General features: G+C 67.1%; 10 protein-coding genes and 1 pseudogene. 2 read left to right on the top strand and 9 right to left on the bottom strand.

Annotation, left to right across the window (positions count from 1 at the left end; all coding sequences use genetic code 11):
* Positions 1–237 precede the first annotated feature (237 nt).
* Together GWK50_RS13790 and GWK50_RS13785 are read left to right on the top strand one after the other, a co-directional pair.
* Positions 238–2,094, top strand: a complete 1,857-nt coding sequence (locus GWK50_RS13790; protein WP_162016962.1) for an alpha/beta fold hydrolase — start codon at positions 238–240, stop codon at positions 2,092–2,094.
* A 107-nt stretch (positions 2,095–2,201) separates the two neighbouring features.
* Positions 2,202–3,728: an efflux transporter outer membrane subunit gene (locus GWK50_RS13785; RefSeq protein ID WP_162016961.1), complete on the top strand. Its 1,527-nt coding sequence runs from the start codon at positions 2,202–2,204 to the stop codon at positions 3,726–3,728.
* 236 nt (positions 3,729–3,964) lie between these two features.
* On the opposite strand, the pseudogene GWK50_RS13780 reads toward GWK50_RS13785, so the two are convergent.
* The 9 genes and pseudogenes from GWK50_RS13780 to aceF form a co-directional block, all read right to left on the bottom strand.
* Positions 3,965–4,927: pseudogene (locus GWK50_RS13780) on the bottom strand (transposase); the annotation flags it as partial.
* Positions 4,908–5,255 (bottom strand): hypothetical protein, encoded by a 348-nt coding sequence (locus GWK50_RS13775; protein WP_162016960.1) that lies wholly within the window; start codon positions 5,253–5,255, stop codon positions 4,908–4,910. The pseudogene GWK50_RS13780 and the gene GWK50_RS13775, both read right to left, overlap by 20 nt.
* 67 nt (positions 5,256–5,322) lie before the next feature.
* Complete coding sequence (locus GWK50_RS13770; RefSeq protein WP_162016959.1) at positions 5,323–5,997, bottom strand: DUF2185 domain-containing protein; 675 nt, start codon at positions 5,995–5,997, stop codon at positions 5,323–5,325.
* Between the two features lie 30 nt (positions 5,998–6,027).
* Positions 6,028–6,447: a GCN5 family acetyltransferase gene (locus GWK50_RS13765; protein ID WP_162016958.1), complete on the bottom strand. Its 420-nt coding sequence runs from the start codon at positions 6,445–6,447 to the stop codon at positions 6,028–6,030.
* 14 nt (positions 6,448–6,461) lie between these two features.
* Positions 6,462–6,743, bottom strand: coding sequence for a hypothetical protein (locus GWK50_RS13760; RefSeq protein ID WP_162016957.1), 282 nt, complete (start codon positions 6,741–6,743; stop codon positions 6,462–6,464).
* Entirely contained in the window at positions 6,740–7,531 is a 792-nt protein-coding gene (locus GWK50_RS13755) for a hypothetical protein (protein WP_162016956.1), read from the bottom strand. The genes GWK50_RS13760 and GWK50_RS13755 overlap by 4 nt, the downstream gene beginning before the upstream one ends.
* 490 nt (positions 7,532–8,021) lie before the next feature.
* Entirely contained in the window at positions 8,022–9,581 is a 1,560-nt protein-coding gene (locus tag GWK50_RS13750; protein WP_162016955.1) for an IS91 family transposase, read from the bottom strand.
* Positions 9,582–9,689: 108 nt separating this feature from the next.
* Positions 9,690–11,573 carry a dihydrolipoyl dehydrogenase gene (gene lpdA / locus GWK50_RS13745; RefSeq protein WP_162016954.1) on the bottom strand — a complete coding sequence of 628 codons (1,884 nt, stop codon included), beginning with the start codon at positions 11,571–11,573 and terminating at the stop codon, positions 9,690–9,692.
* A 16-nt stretch (positions 11,574–11,589) separates the two neighbouring features.
* Entirely contained in the window at positions 11,590–13,803 is a 2,214-nt protein-coding gene (gene aceF, locus GWK50_RS13740) for a dihydrolipoyllysine-residue acetyltransferase (protein ID WP_197905017.1), read from the bottom strand.
* Positions 13,804–13,871: the final 68 nt, after the last annotated feature.

Genomic DNA, 13,871 nt, shown 5'->3' with positions numbered 1-13,871 from the left:
TGCCGACGGCGGCAAGGCAACACACCCATACCCGAGTGGGCCATGGGTGTGCTGTGCCTTTGCCGCGCCCCTGTCTTCTTTCGCACTTATCCTGACGCGGCCCCCTGCGCGGGCGGCCGGGTGGCGTTGACGTGAGTCAAGTCCTTGCACCGCTACGCTGCCTATAATTCGTTCCCGCTTGCCAGCCACGGCGCCTTTTGGCTTGGCTGCGGCGCAGCTCCCTGAAAGGAAACGCGCATGCCCCGTTCCGGTTTCGACAATCCGCCCAGCACCCTGCCCAGTTCGTTCGCAGACGCGCTCGACCCGGCATTTCGCGCCGCGCTGGCGCAGCAAACGGCCTCGCTGTCGCCTATGGCGGGGGTGCTGTCCGCAAGCGATTGGGCCATGCATCTGGCCGCATCGCCCGGCAAATGCCTGGACTTGCTGCGCCTCGCGCTGCAAAAGAACGACGCCTTGCTGCGCTACGCCACCGAAGAGGCGATCGACCAGTTCCAGCGGCTCGCCGATGGCCCGCAAGGGCCGCAAGGGCCGCAAGAGCAGGCGCCGCCAGGCGCGACGAGCGACGCGCAGACCGCAGCGACGCAACCGCCCCGGCGCCATCTCAGTGTCAAGCCGCCCACGCTGGACCCGCGCTTTGCTGCGCCCGAATGGCAGCAGTGGCCGTTCAACGTGCTGCAGCAGTCGTTTTCGCTCACCGAGGAGTGGTGGACCGCGGCCACGCGCGGCGTCTGGGGCGTGGACAAGCACCATGAAGACATCGTCGCCTTTGCGGCGCGGCAGCTGCTCGACGTGTTCTCGCCGGGCAACCAGCTGCTCACCAACCCGGTGGCGCTGCAGCGCACACGCGAGCAAGGCGGCATGAACCTCGTGCACGGCGCGCTCAATGCGCTCGACGACTGGCGCCGCGCGCTGGCGGGCGAGCCGCCGGCGGGCGCAGAGAATTTCGCCGCGGGCCAGAACCTGGCCATCACGCCCGGCAAGGTGGTGCTGAAAAACCACCTGATAGAGCTCCTCCAGTACGCGCCCACGACCGAGACCGTGCACCCCGAGCCCATCCTGATCACGCCGGCGTGGATCATGAAGTACTACATCCTCGACCTCTCGCCGCACAACTCGCTGATCAAATACCTGGTCGATCACGGCTTTACGGTGTTTTGCATTTCCTGGAAGAACCCCACGGCCGAAGACCGCGATCTGAGCCTGGACGACTACCTGAACCTGGGTTTTCGCGCTGCGCTGGCCGCCGTGAACGCCATCGTGCCCGAGCGCAAGGTGCATGCCGTGGGCTACTGCCTGGGCGGCACGCTGCTCGCCATTGCCGCCGCTGCGATGGCGCGCGACGGCGACGAGCGCCTCGCCACGATGACGCTGTTTGCCGCGCAGACCGACTTCACCGAGCCCGGCGAGCTCGCGCTCTTCATCGACGAGAGCCAGCTGAGCCTGCTCGAAGCGCAGATGGACGTGACCGGCTACCTGCGCGCCGAGCAGATGGCCGGTGCTTTTCAGATGCTGCGCTCGTACGACCTGCTGTGGTCGCGCATGGTCAACGACTACCTGCTCGGCGAGCGCCGGCCTCTGAACGACCTCATGGCCTGGAACGCCGACGGCACGCGCATGCCTGCCACCATGCACACGCAGTACCTGCGCCGCCTGTTCCTCGACGACGACCTCAGCGAGGGCCGCTACCACGTCGATGACAAACCCGTGAGCCTGGGCCGCATCACGCTGCCCACCTTCATGGTCGGCACCGAGACCGACCACGTCGCGCCCTGGCGCTCGGTGCACAAGCTGCACTACCTGAGCCCGGCCGAGATCACCTTCGCGCTCACGAGCGGCGGGCACAACGCCGGCATCGTGAGCCCGCCGGGCCACCCGCGCCGCCACCACCGCATCCTCACGCGGCCTGCGGAGGGCAATTACGTCGATCCCGACGACTGGCTTGCGCTGGCCGAGCTGCGGCCCGACTCGTGGTGGCCCTCGTGGCTGGCGTGGCTAGAGGCGCATGCGGGCGCGCCCGTGGCGCCGCCGGCCATGGGCGCCAAGGGGTATCCGCCGCTTGCCGACGCGCCCGGCTCCTATGTGCTGCAAAAATGAAGGGCTGCGGCGGGCTGGCTGGGTGCCGCATTGCTATTGGTAGCATAGCTGCTTGCGCTTGATACGCCTGCGCAAGATGCCAATTTGTTCATGATTTTTGGAGCGCAATGACTGCATTCTCTGCCCTCTTGCACCGCCGGGCTGCACAGCCTTTGCCGACCTTTCTTGCCAGCGCGGTCACGCTGTGGCTCGGCGGTTGCATGTCGCTCGCGCCGTCCTACGAGGCGCCCCAAGCTCCTGTGGCCGAACGCTACGCGGCAGAAGACCTCGGCCGCGCCGACGGCGGCGTGCAGGCGGCCGCGCTGGCCTGGCGCAGCTACTTCACCGAGCCGCGCCTGCAGCAGCTGATCGCGCAGGCGCTCGAAAACAGCCGCGACCTGCGCAGCGCCACCCTGCGCGTGGCCGAGGCGCAGGCGCTGCTCGGCATCCAGCGGGCGGACCTGTTCCCCACGGTCGCGGCCACGGCCGACGGCGCGCGCGGGCGCACGCCCGCCGACCTGAGCCCCACGGGCCGCGCCGTCACGGCAAGCCAGTACCAGGCGGGGCTGGGCCTTGCGAGCTGGGAGCTCGACTTCTGGGGCCGCGTGCGCAGCTTGCGCGACGCCGCACTCGAGAATTACCTCGCCACCGACGAGGCGCGGCGCGCCGTGAGCGTGAGCCTGGTCGCGCAACTCGCCAACGCCTACTTCGCACTGCGCGAGCTCGATGAGCGCCTCGCGCTCGCACGCCAGACGGTTGCCAACCGGCAGGAAGCGGTGCGCATCTTCACGCGCCGCTTCGAGGTCGGCGCAATCGCGCGCACCGACCTCGTGCAGACAGAAACCCTGTTGCACCAGGCGCAAAGCCTGGCCGCACAGCTCGGTCAGCTGCGGGCCCTGCAGCTGCACGCGCTCAGCCTGCTCGTGGGCATGCCGCTGCCAGAGCTTGCGCAGCCCGGCACGCTCGACGACCAGGCCATGGCCGCAGAGCTGCGCGCGGGGCTGCCGTCCGAGTTGCTGCTGCAGCGCCCCGACATCCTGGCCGCCGAGCACCGCCTGCGCGCGGCGCACGCCAACATCGGCGCGGCGCGCGCGGCCTTCTTCCCTCGCGTCACGCTCACGGGCGCCTACGGCACGGCGAGCGCCGAGTTCAGCGGTCTGTTCGATTCCGGCAGCAGCGCCTGGCAGTTCATGCCCAGCCTGTCGCTGCCGATCTTCGACGGCGGGCGCAACCGCGCCAGCCTCGACCTGGCGCAGGTGCGGCGCAACCTGGCCGTGTCCGACTACGAAAAAACCATCCAATCCGCGTTCCGCGAAGTCTCCGACGCGCTCGCCGCGCGGCGCTGGCTGGGCGAACAGCTCGGCGCCGACCGTGCCACGCTGGCTGCGCAGGCTGAGCGTGCGCGCCTCGCGCAGCTGCGCTACGACCACGGCAGCGCTCCTTATTTCGAAGTGCTCGACGCACAGCGCGAGCTGCTCAGCGCGCAGCAGCAGCTCGTGCAAACGCGCCGCGCGCTGCTCGCGAGCCGCGTCAACCTCTACGCCGCGCTCGGTGGCGGCAGTGCGGAATTCGCCACGCAGCCCGCTTTGGCCACGCTGCCTTCCGCTTCGGCTTCCGCTTCCGCTGCGGCTGCCACGGCACCATCCGCCCCCTGAACCCACGCCACGAGTTCCGCCATGCCCGTCCCCATGCCAAGAAAAAAAACGGATAGGAAATTCAACCGCATGAGGCCAAGTATGGCACGAGTTTTGGGCCTCGAAACACGTTCGGCCAAGGAAGGTTGAGCGCTCGCTTGCCGCTCAATGGCAAGAGCTTGGGAGGCAGTATGCATTTGGGCCTGGCGCGCGCGCAGCTGCTTCCCCGCAGCGATGGATACCGCCGCTTCACTGGGTCACCAATTGACGCGCTGGTCTACCTCGTCGGGTTGAGCTGCCAGATCCCAATCCGGCTCGCCTTGCGCACCATCATCCACCGGCGCGTCGCAGCCCTCCCACAGCGGTGGCCCGCGTGCCGGGGTGATGTGCGGGGGGGCAGACTCCACCCCGATGTGGTTCAGGATGTGGCGGATTTCGGCGCTGTGGGTGATGAAGGCAATGATGCGCATCTGTCCACCGCACATGGGGCACAGCAGCGGAAATGCCTCGTAGATGCGGGCAATCAGCACCGCCCACAAGTAATGCGCCGCTCGCTTCGGGCGTGCTTCAGGTTCGGGTGTGGGTGTGGCCGCGTTGCCCGGCGCCGCCACCCCAGGTACGCCCGCGCCAGGTTGTGCAGTCTCCACCGTGGCTGGTTGCGACGCAGCAGGCTGAGCCAGCGCCGTTACCGCCGCTCTCAGCGGCGAGTTTGGTGCCAGCACACCAAAGTAGCGGTGCCGGTGGGTGCGTGGCGGTGGCACCAGCGCGGCGATGCGGTCGATCAGCTCCAGCGGTGTGAGGTGCAGCTCATCAACCTTGGCACCGCGCTTGTCGCTGGTGGGTTCGCTGCGCTGCTTGCCGCAGCGGTACACCAGTTTGCTTCCCTCTTTGCGTAGGCGCTCCATGGAAAACGGTGGACGCGCGCAATAGCGCAGCAGCCGCTCCAGCGCAGCGCGGTCGTGGGCTTCGATGCACACCCCCGCATCCACCGAGAAACCGCTGTGTTTGTACCCCAGCATCTCTTTTGCCTCGAAGTTCTCCAGCAGCCCACGGCCCACAAAGGCGCGCAGGATGCGTTTTTGCAGTGTGGTCTGCACTGGGGCCACGGTAGCCGCATCGATGCCGGTGGCCGCGTGAAAGATGACACCCGGCGATGAGATTCGAGGGGTCGCATCAGCATCGCCCTCGCCCTCCACTTCCTCAAACACCCCGTCCACCAGCGAGCCGCTGGCGCCGCAGCTGGTGCTGGCGCTGGTGGGTGTAGCGGCGGGGATTGTTCTGGTCAGCCGCAAGGGTTGAGCGGAAAAGCGAGTGGCGAAATTCCGCCGCTATACGGCCAGAAGCGAGGAAGACAAACTTTCTCTTGATCACGTTGACTCCGACACCGGTTTTGGTGCAATGGTCATATGTCACCGCATCAGGAGAACTCATGGAAGACTTTTTGAAACTCTTGCCGGACCTCATCAAAGCAAGTGTCAACAGCCTCAGCAACCCCACCGTAGCAGTTGTCATCGTGACCATGACTTCGATTTCAGCGATTGCTTTCATGCACAGCAGTCCACGCTAGCAATACGTGGCCTGTGGTGGAAGCGAACAGGTCCGCCGAGAGTTTTAATCAGTCGGATCTTGCCGAGCCGTGTGCACCAGCGCCGCCATTGTTGACCTCATTGCCCTCTTCATCGTCGCAGGCCACGAACGCACCGGTGTCGGGGTCACGGGCATAGGCTGCGCCGGGTGCTTCGTGCAGCAGGTCGACAAAAGAGTCGTCCAGGTTCAGCACCACACCCAGCGAGACGTAGGCCAGGTTGTCGGCGTCGTCCATATAGGCCTGGTCCTCGTCGTTGGCGGTGATGCGCCAGCCGCTGTCGTCCTCGCCGTCGGGGTCTTCGCGGTAGAGGTAGCCGACGGGGGCGCCGTCGTCCAGCACGCGGCGGGTGACGAAACAGCGCAGGGCGTACCGATCGGCCAGGTTGTCTTCGCCATCGTCGAGCTGGGTGTTGACGATGTGGCAGGCCTCGAAGGCCACCGGATCGCCGAGCTGCAGGTCGGTGATGTGCCGGGGCTGGTTGTCCAGCCGACCCTTGAAACGCCCCTGCGGCAGCACCTCGTCCACGATCACCCACATGCGTTCGGCGCCTGGCGCGTCGGGGTCGCTGCTCTCGAAGCGGAAGATGAGCTTGACCACATCCCCCGGCGCGAGGCGGGCGATCACCGCCGGCGAGGGCTGGTAGAAGGTGTAGCGGTATTGGGCCGCGAGTGCGTCGGCGTTGTCCAGGGTCCAAGTGGGCATGCGGTGCTCGGTGGGGTTGGATGGTGGGGTTCAGGCCAGACCGCGCAGGATGTCCAGGCGGTTGGCCGGCGCGTCGGGCGCCAGAAAGTCGGGGATGGTCCGCGGTGTGCGCCGCGGGCGGCTCAGCAGGGCCACCGGCCATTCGGTGACGCGTTCCTGCCGCACGTGCACAAAGCAGCCGTCTTCGGGTTCGTCGAGGTACTCGCGTTGCAGCACCAGGGCCAGGGGTTGCTCTGCGCCCCGGGTCTGTTCGGCGAAGGCCTGCGCCTCGTCGTGGCTGGCGAAAGCGTGGAAATAGTCGCTGCCTTCACACACGTCGGGCGCGCCCTGCTCGGGGTGGCACCAGACCCGGTATTCCAGCACCTCGTCCCACACGTAGCCGCCCCCAGCGAACGCGCGCGCCGGGTAGGTGCCGACGCGCTGGGGGTCCACAACACGGGGGTAAGACATGTGCGCGCCCCTTCTCAACGATCGTCGGGGCCAGCGGCCCCCTTCAGGCGCCCGACCAGCCCACCCACTACCAGCGTGACGGGCACGGTCACGACCAGCGACACCACAAAAGCGATGGGAGCAAACGGATCCAGATACCCCAGATGCAGGGCGGCCAGGATCTGAAACACCAGGGCGCTGGCCACCGCGACCAGCACCCCACCCCAGGCAGACAGGCGCGCGCGCCGGTTCGCGAGGAAGGCGAGGGCTGCGCTGACCAGACACAGCACGATCAAACCCGTGGCGGCTTCGCTCATGACACACCCCCTGCGGCCTGGCCCGCGAGCTGACGGTCCACCTCCCTGGCCAAGCGCCCGATGGAGAGCCAGATCGCGTCAGCCGGATCAAATGGCCACGGCTGCGGGACGACACCGACGGGCTGCAACCGGGACATGAAACCCTGTGGGCCATCGGGCGGGATGATGCCCACATGGGCGTGCGACTTCAGGAAGGACGGCATGCGCAACGTGCCCAGCTGAGCCAAGTGCGCCAGCGGTGGCACCTCGTCGCCACCGCCACGCCACTGGGCAACGGAGAACACAGGGTCGAGACTGTGCCCCAGGTCTTTGAAGCCGACGATGACCAACGCCCCCCGGTGACCACTGGGCAGCTGCAACACATAGGCCGACCCGGTGGGGGCGTCGGTGTGCACCGTCTTGCCCGCCACCGGCTCGACGCGCACCGACCGAACCGGCGGTTGTGGCGATCTCAACCGGGTGGCCAGCCGCAGCAGCGTGGCCTGGCGCGCAGGCCGTTCGGGCCGAGCATCCTGCTCCCAGATCGCCAAGTCCCCGCCCTGCTCCAGCAGCGCCAAGGCTGCGGCCTTGACCTCGTCGGTCAGCTGGCCGTGGTGCCAGGCCGTGTCCGCCAGGGCGAAGTAGGCGCAACAGGCCACCTGCCGATGGCTCAGCAGTGGGCGGTAGGGGGCCAGCGCGCGATCCGCCGCCTCCTGGCCCGACACACCGGCCTGGAGTGCCGCGATGTAGCCGTCGCGCACATCGCAAGCCGTGTCGTCCGCGTACAAATCTGTGCCCCAGGTTCCCATGTCCCCTCCGTGTGAATGCCGTGGCGCCCCGGGCCGGCGGGTGCTGCTGCGACGGTGCTCAGCGACTGGCGCTCTCCGGGGGCCGTTGCGATTATGCTTCGCGAGTATGGCAAACGTGCGGCGCGGATCTGGGCCGCCCAGAGTGTCCTCGCCCGGGTGTGCGTACTGCCCGCTCGCACTCACCTCGGTTGCGCCGTCTTCTCCAGCTTCGACAGGTCAAACCCCTGGGCCTGCAGGCGCCCCAGCAAGGTCTGGTACGCCACCGCGTCCACCGTGGGCGTGCGACGGATAGACGGATAGGCGTTTTAACCGCATGAGGCCAAGTATCGCACCGCGGAAGCGCCATCAAGCCGGCTGAGACACTCGATTTTCCCGCCCAGGTGTCAGGTTCACCACCAGGGTTTGGCGTTCAGGAGAGTGATTTGCGGCGCTCGGCGTGTACCGGGCGCAGAGCCAGTTCGCGGCAAGTCAAAATCGCCGCTTTGTTCATTCACCAACTGATGCGCTGATCGACCTCAAAGTCCGGTGCCGGTTGCGCCGCCAGGTCCCAGTCTGCTGGCTCGGTTTGCGCCCCGTCATCCATCTGCGCATCACTACAGTCATCCCACAGCGGTGGCCCGCGCGCCGGGGAGATGCGGGGTGGCTCTGAATCTGCCCCGATGTGGTCCAGGATGTGCCGGATGTCAGCGCTGTGCGTAATGAACGCGATGATGCGCATATGCCCGCCACACAGCGGACACAAGAGGGGGAACACCTCGTAGATGCGGGCGATCAGCACCGCCCACAGGTAGTGCGCTGCACGCTTGGGCAGCACCGGCTCGCTCTGGGATGGCAGCGCGCTGCTCATCGGTACCACACCAGGCGCGCACTCCCCCGTGCTGATCGACGCGCGCAGCACGGGAGCGGCTTGCGCCGGTGTCGCCAGCGCCGTTACCGCCGCTCTCAGCGGCGAGTTTGGTGCCAGCACACCAAAGTAGCGGTGCCGGTGGGTGCGTGGCGGTGGCACCAGCGCGGCGATGCGGTCGATCAGTTCCAGCGGTGTGAGGTGCAGCTCATCTGCCTTGGCACCACGCTTGTCGCTGGTGGGTTCGCTGCGCTGCTTGCCGCAGCGGTACACCAGTTTGCTTCCCTCTTTGCGCAGCCTGTCCATCGCAAAGGGTGGGCGGGCGCAATAGCGCAAGAGCCGCTCAAGGCCTGGACGGTCGTGGGATTCAATGCACACCCCGGCATCCACCGAGAAACCGCTGTGTTTGTACCCCAGCATCTCTTTTGCCTCGAAGTTCTCCAGCAGCCCACGGCCCACAAAGGCGCGCAGGATACGTTTTTGCAGTGTGGTCTGCACTTGTGCCACGGGTGTCGCATCGATGCCGGTGGCAGGGTGGAATACGACACCTGACGCAGAGACTTGCATTGCGGCATCAGCGCTGCCCTCGCCTGCCACCTCCTCAAACACCCCGTCCACCACACAGACGTGGAAGTGGACGTGTTCGTTCAGGCTGGAGCCGAACCTGTGGATGAAGGCCACTGCGCCGATGTGCAGGCTTTCCTTGTCTGCATTGGCCGCGCCAATGCAGTGCGCCTGCAGGCTTTGCGCAATCACCCGCAGGAAGATGCGCAGCACCATATTGAGCACTGGCCCGTCGCGCTGCATGAAGTAACGAAGCCGCTTGGGAACCGACAGCACCCACTGGCGCACCGGCAGGCGGGGGAATACGTGATCGTTCAGGTGCGCTGCTGTCTCCACCATGCGCCGGGTGGTGCACGAGGGGCAGACTCCCCGGCCTTTGCAGGAGAAGGCTACAAAGTAGTCGTGCCCACAGTCGCCGCAGCGAGCGCGGGCAAAGCCATGGGCAAAGATGCCGCACTCAAGATACTTGGCAAACGCTTTGCGCACGAAGGGCTTGGGGGTGTGGTGGTCGCCCTGGCCGTCGAACTGACCCGCGCTGGCCAACTCTAGCCAGGTCTCGTAGTGCTCGGCTACCATTTGGTAGAGCAGCGTGCGTTCGGGGTGGCGTGGGTTGTAGAGCTTGGGCTTGGAAGTGGCTGACATGAATACTGTACAAATGCACAGTATTCTGCGGCGATTGTTTGGGTACGCAAAGCACAAGGCCCGAACCGTCGCCAGTTCGGGCCTTGTCAGGGTAGCTTGGCTGCGGACTTACTTGCGCGCAGGCGGCACATCCGTGCAGCTGCCATGCGCCACTTCCGCCGCCATGCCGATGCTCTCGCCCAGCGTCGGATGCGGGTGGATGGTCTTGCCGATGTCGACAGCGTCCGCACCCATCTCGATGGCCAGGGCGATCTCGCCGATCATGTCGCCCGCATGCGTGCCGACCATGCCGCCGCCCAGGATCTTGCCGTGGCCCCGGCCAGCATGGCCGTCTCCTGATCCTGCTTCGGGGCTGTCGTCGAACAGCAGCTTGGTGACGCCTTCGTCGCGGCCGTTGGCAATGGCGCGGCCCGAGGCCGCCCAGGGGAACAGGCCCTTCTTGACCTTGATGCCCTGCTGCTTGGCCTGGTCTTCGGTCAGGCCCACCCAGGCCACTTCGGGGTCGGTGTAGGCCACGCTGGGGATCACGCGGGCGTTGAAGGCGGCGCTGGCCAGTTCCTTGTTGCCTTGCAGTTCACCGGCGATGACCTCGGCCGCCACGTGCGCCTCGTGCACCGCCTTGTGCGCCAGCATGGGCTGGCCCACGATGTCGCCGATGGCGAAGATGTGCGGCACGTTGGTGCGCATCTGGATGTCGACGTTGATGAAGCCGCGGTCCGTCACGGCAACACCGGCCTTGTCAGCGGCGATCTTCTTGCCGTTGGGGGTGCGGCCCACGGCCTGCAGCACCAGGTCGTACACCTGGGGCTCGGGCACCGTGACGCCGTCCTTGGCGGGCGCGAAGCTCACCTTGATGCCCTCGGGCGTGGCCTCGGCGGCCACGGTCTTGGTATTCAGCATCACGTTGTCGAAACGGTGCTGGTTCATCTTCTGCCATACCTTGACCAGGTCGCGATCAGCGCCCTGCATCAGGCCGTCCAGCATCTCCACCACGTCCAGGCGCGCGCCCAGCGTGCTGTACACCGTGCCCATTTCCAGGCCGATGATGCCGCCGCCCAGGATCAGCATGCGTTTGGGCACGTCCTTGAGCGCCAGCGCACCGGTGGAATCCACCACGCGCGGATCGTCGGGCATGAACGGCAGGCGCACGGCCTGGCTGCCGGCGGCGATGATGGCGCGCTTGAACGCCACCACCTTCTTGGCGCCGGTCTTGTCCTGGCTGGTGCCGGTGGTTTCCTCCACCTCCAGGTGGTTGGCGCCGACGAAGTGGCCGTAGCCGCGCAGCACGGTCACCTTGCGCATCTTGGCCATCTGCGCCAGCCCGCCGGTCAGCTTGCCGATGACCTTTTCCTTGTGGCCGCGCATGGTGTCGATGTGGACCTGCGGCGCGCCGAAGTCGATGCCGGCGCTCTTCAGGTGGCTCACTTCGTCCATCACCGCGGCCACGTGCAGCAGCGCCTTGGAGGGAATGCAGCCCACGTTCAGGCACACGCCGCCCAGGGTGGCGTAGCGCTCGACCAGCACCACGTTCAGGCCCAGGTCGGCCGCGCGGAAGGCGGCGCTGTAACCGCCGGGGCCGCCGCCCAGCACCAGCACATCGCACTCCACGTCGGCACTGCCGCCGAAGCTGGCCGCTTCGGTTTTAGGAGCTGCTGGCGCTTGAGCAGCGGGCGCTGTAGCCGGTTTTGACTCAGATGGCGGTGCGCTGGGCGTGCTCGCCGCGGCAGGGGCCGCAGCCGGCGCCGCCGCTCCCTGCGCCACTTCCAGCGTCAGCAGCACGGAACCCTCGGCCACCTTGTCGCCCAGCTTGACCTTGAGCTCCTTGACCACGCCGGCGTGGCTGCTGGGAATCTCCATGGAGGCCTTGTCGGACTCCACGGTGACCAGGCTCTGCTCGGCCCGGATGGTGTCGCCCGGCTGCACCAGCACTTCGATCACGCCCACCTCGGCGAAGTCGCCGATGTCGGGCACCTTGATGTCGATGATTGCCATATGTTGTGCTCCGTCCTTACAGCAGGATGCGGCGGTAGTCCGCCAACACCTGGCCCAGGTAGGCGTTGAAGCGCGCGGCAGAGGCGCCGTCGATCACGCGGTGGTCGTACGACAGGCTCAGCGGCAGCGTAAGGCGCGGCACGAACTGCTGGCCGTCCCACACGGGCTTCATCTGGCTCTTAGACAGGCCGAGGATGGCCACCTCGGGCGCATTGATGATGGGGGTGAAATGCGTGCCGCCAATGCCGCCCAGCGAGCTGATCGACATGCTGCCGCCCTGCATGTCGGCCGCACCCAGCTTGCCGTCGCGGGCCTTCTTGGCCAGCTCGGCCATCTCGGCGCTGATTTGCAGGATGCCCTTCTTGTCGGCATCTTTCAGCACGGGCACCACCAGGCCGTTGGGCGTGTCGGCCGCAAAGCCGATGTGGAAGTACTGCTTGTAGACCAGCGCGTCGCCGTCCAGGCTGGCGTTGAACTCGGGGAACTTCTTCAGCGCCGCGACCACGGCCTTGATGACGAAGGCCAGCATGGTGACCTTGACGCCGCTCTTCTCGTTCTCCTTGTTGGTGGAGACGCGGAAGGCTTCCAGCTCGGTGATGTCGGCCTCGTCGTTGTTGGTGACGTGGGGAATCATCACCCAGTTGCGCGACAGGTTGGCGCCGCTGATCTTCTTGATGCGCGACAGCTCCTTGCGCTCGACGGGGCCGAACTTGGCGAAGTCCACCTTGGGCCACGGCAGCAGGTCCAGGCCCACCCCAGAGCCACCCGCAGCGGGCGCCTTGCTGCCCTGCGCCTGGGTCTGCAGCGCACCGCTCATCACCTGGCGCGTGAAGGCCGCCACGTCATCCTGCGTGATGCGGCCCTTGATGCCCGTGCCCTTGACCTCCGCCAGCGGCACACCCAGTTCGCGGGCGAACTTGCGCACCGAGGGGCTGGCGTGCGGCAAGCCCGGCGTGGGCGTCGAGGGCTGGTGGGCCGGCACGGGCGCCGTTGCCGTTGCCGCAGCCGGTGCGGGCGCGGAGGCCTGAGCCGCCACGGGTGCGGCAGCGGCCGGAGCGGAAGCGGCCGCTGGTGTAGAAGCCTGCGCCGGAGCGACCGCCGGTGCAGGGGCGGCACCTTCAAGCACCGCCACGAGGTCGCCCACGTTGATCTTGTCGCCGATCTTGACCTTGAGCTCCTTGAGAACGCCGGCGGCGGGCGAAGGGATCTCCATCGAGGCCTTGTCGGACTCCACGGTGAACAGCGACTGCTCCACCTTGACCGCATCGCCGGGCCGGACCAGCAATTCGATCACGGCGACGTCCTTGAAGTCACCGATGTCGGGCACACGCACCTCAACCGCGCCACCACCCGCAGCAGGGGCGGCGGGTGCGGCAGGCGCGACCGGCGCTTGCGTTTCGATAGCTGCCGACGCTTGTGCGGCGGGCGCTGGAGCCGGTTTTTCATCAGAAGCAGCCGCTTCGCCCGCGGCCTGCGGGTGCGGCACATGCGGGCGCCGCCAGCGCATGATGGCCAGCCCCGAGAGCACCGACAGCAGCGCGTTCAGCGCAAACACCCACACGCTGCCCGCACTCGCGATGATGACCCCGGCGACCAGCGGCCCGACGATGCGCGAGGTGTTCATGGCCACGCCGTTGAGCGCGAGCGCTGCGGGCAGCTGCGGGCGCGGCACCAGCTCGGGGATCAGCGCCGCGAACACCGGCCAGCGCAGCGCCAGCCCTATGCCGTTGGCAAAGGTGAGCAGCAACAGCAGCGGCACCGAAATCGCGCCGGCAAAAATGACGGCGCTGAGCAGCAGCCCCACCACCGCCACCCAGAACTGCGTGAACATGAAAAAGCGCCGCCGGTCCAGCATGTCGGCCAGCGCACCGCTGGGCAAGCCCAGAAAGAACACCGGCAGCGTCGAGGCCGATTGCACCAGCGCCACGGGCACGGGCGAGCGCGTGAGCGAGGTCATGAGCCAAGCTGCGGCCACGTCGTTCATCCACATGCAGATGTTCGCCGTCACCCAGGTGAGCCAGAGCATGCGAAACACCGGCGCCCTGAGCGGCGCGAGCGGCGACAGATCGGCCCTCTCGGCACTGCGCGCCGCGAGCCGCGCGACCCCATCGGCCGCCGCATGCTCGGCAACTTCCGCCGCCGCCGCCGCTGGGGTGGCGCGGGCTGCATCGGCGGAGGTCGCGCCAGCGGGCGAAGGAGGGGGCGAAGGAGGGGGAGAGGGAGGCGACATGCGCAGCGATTGTGCAATGCCCGCGCTAGTGCCTCGTGGAGGACAGCGTCAAAAATGTTTAATCAAAA

The organism is Acidovorax sp. 210-6 (assembly GCF_010020825.1).
Lineage (GTDB): Bacteria > Pseudomonadota > Gammaproteobacteria > Burkholderiales > Burkholderiaceae_C > Simplicispira > Simplicispira sedimenti.
This window is presented reverse-complemented; position numbering and strand designations above follow the sequence as displayed.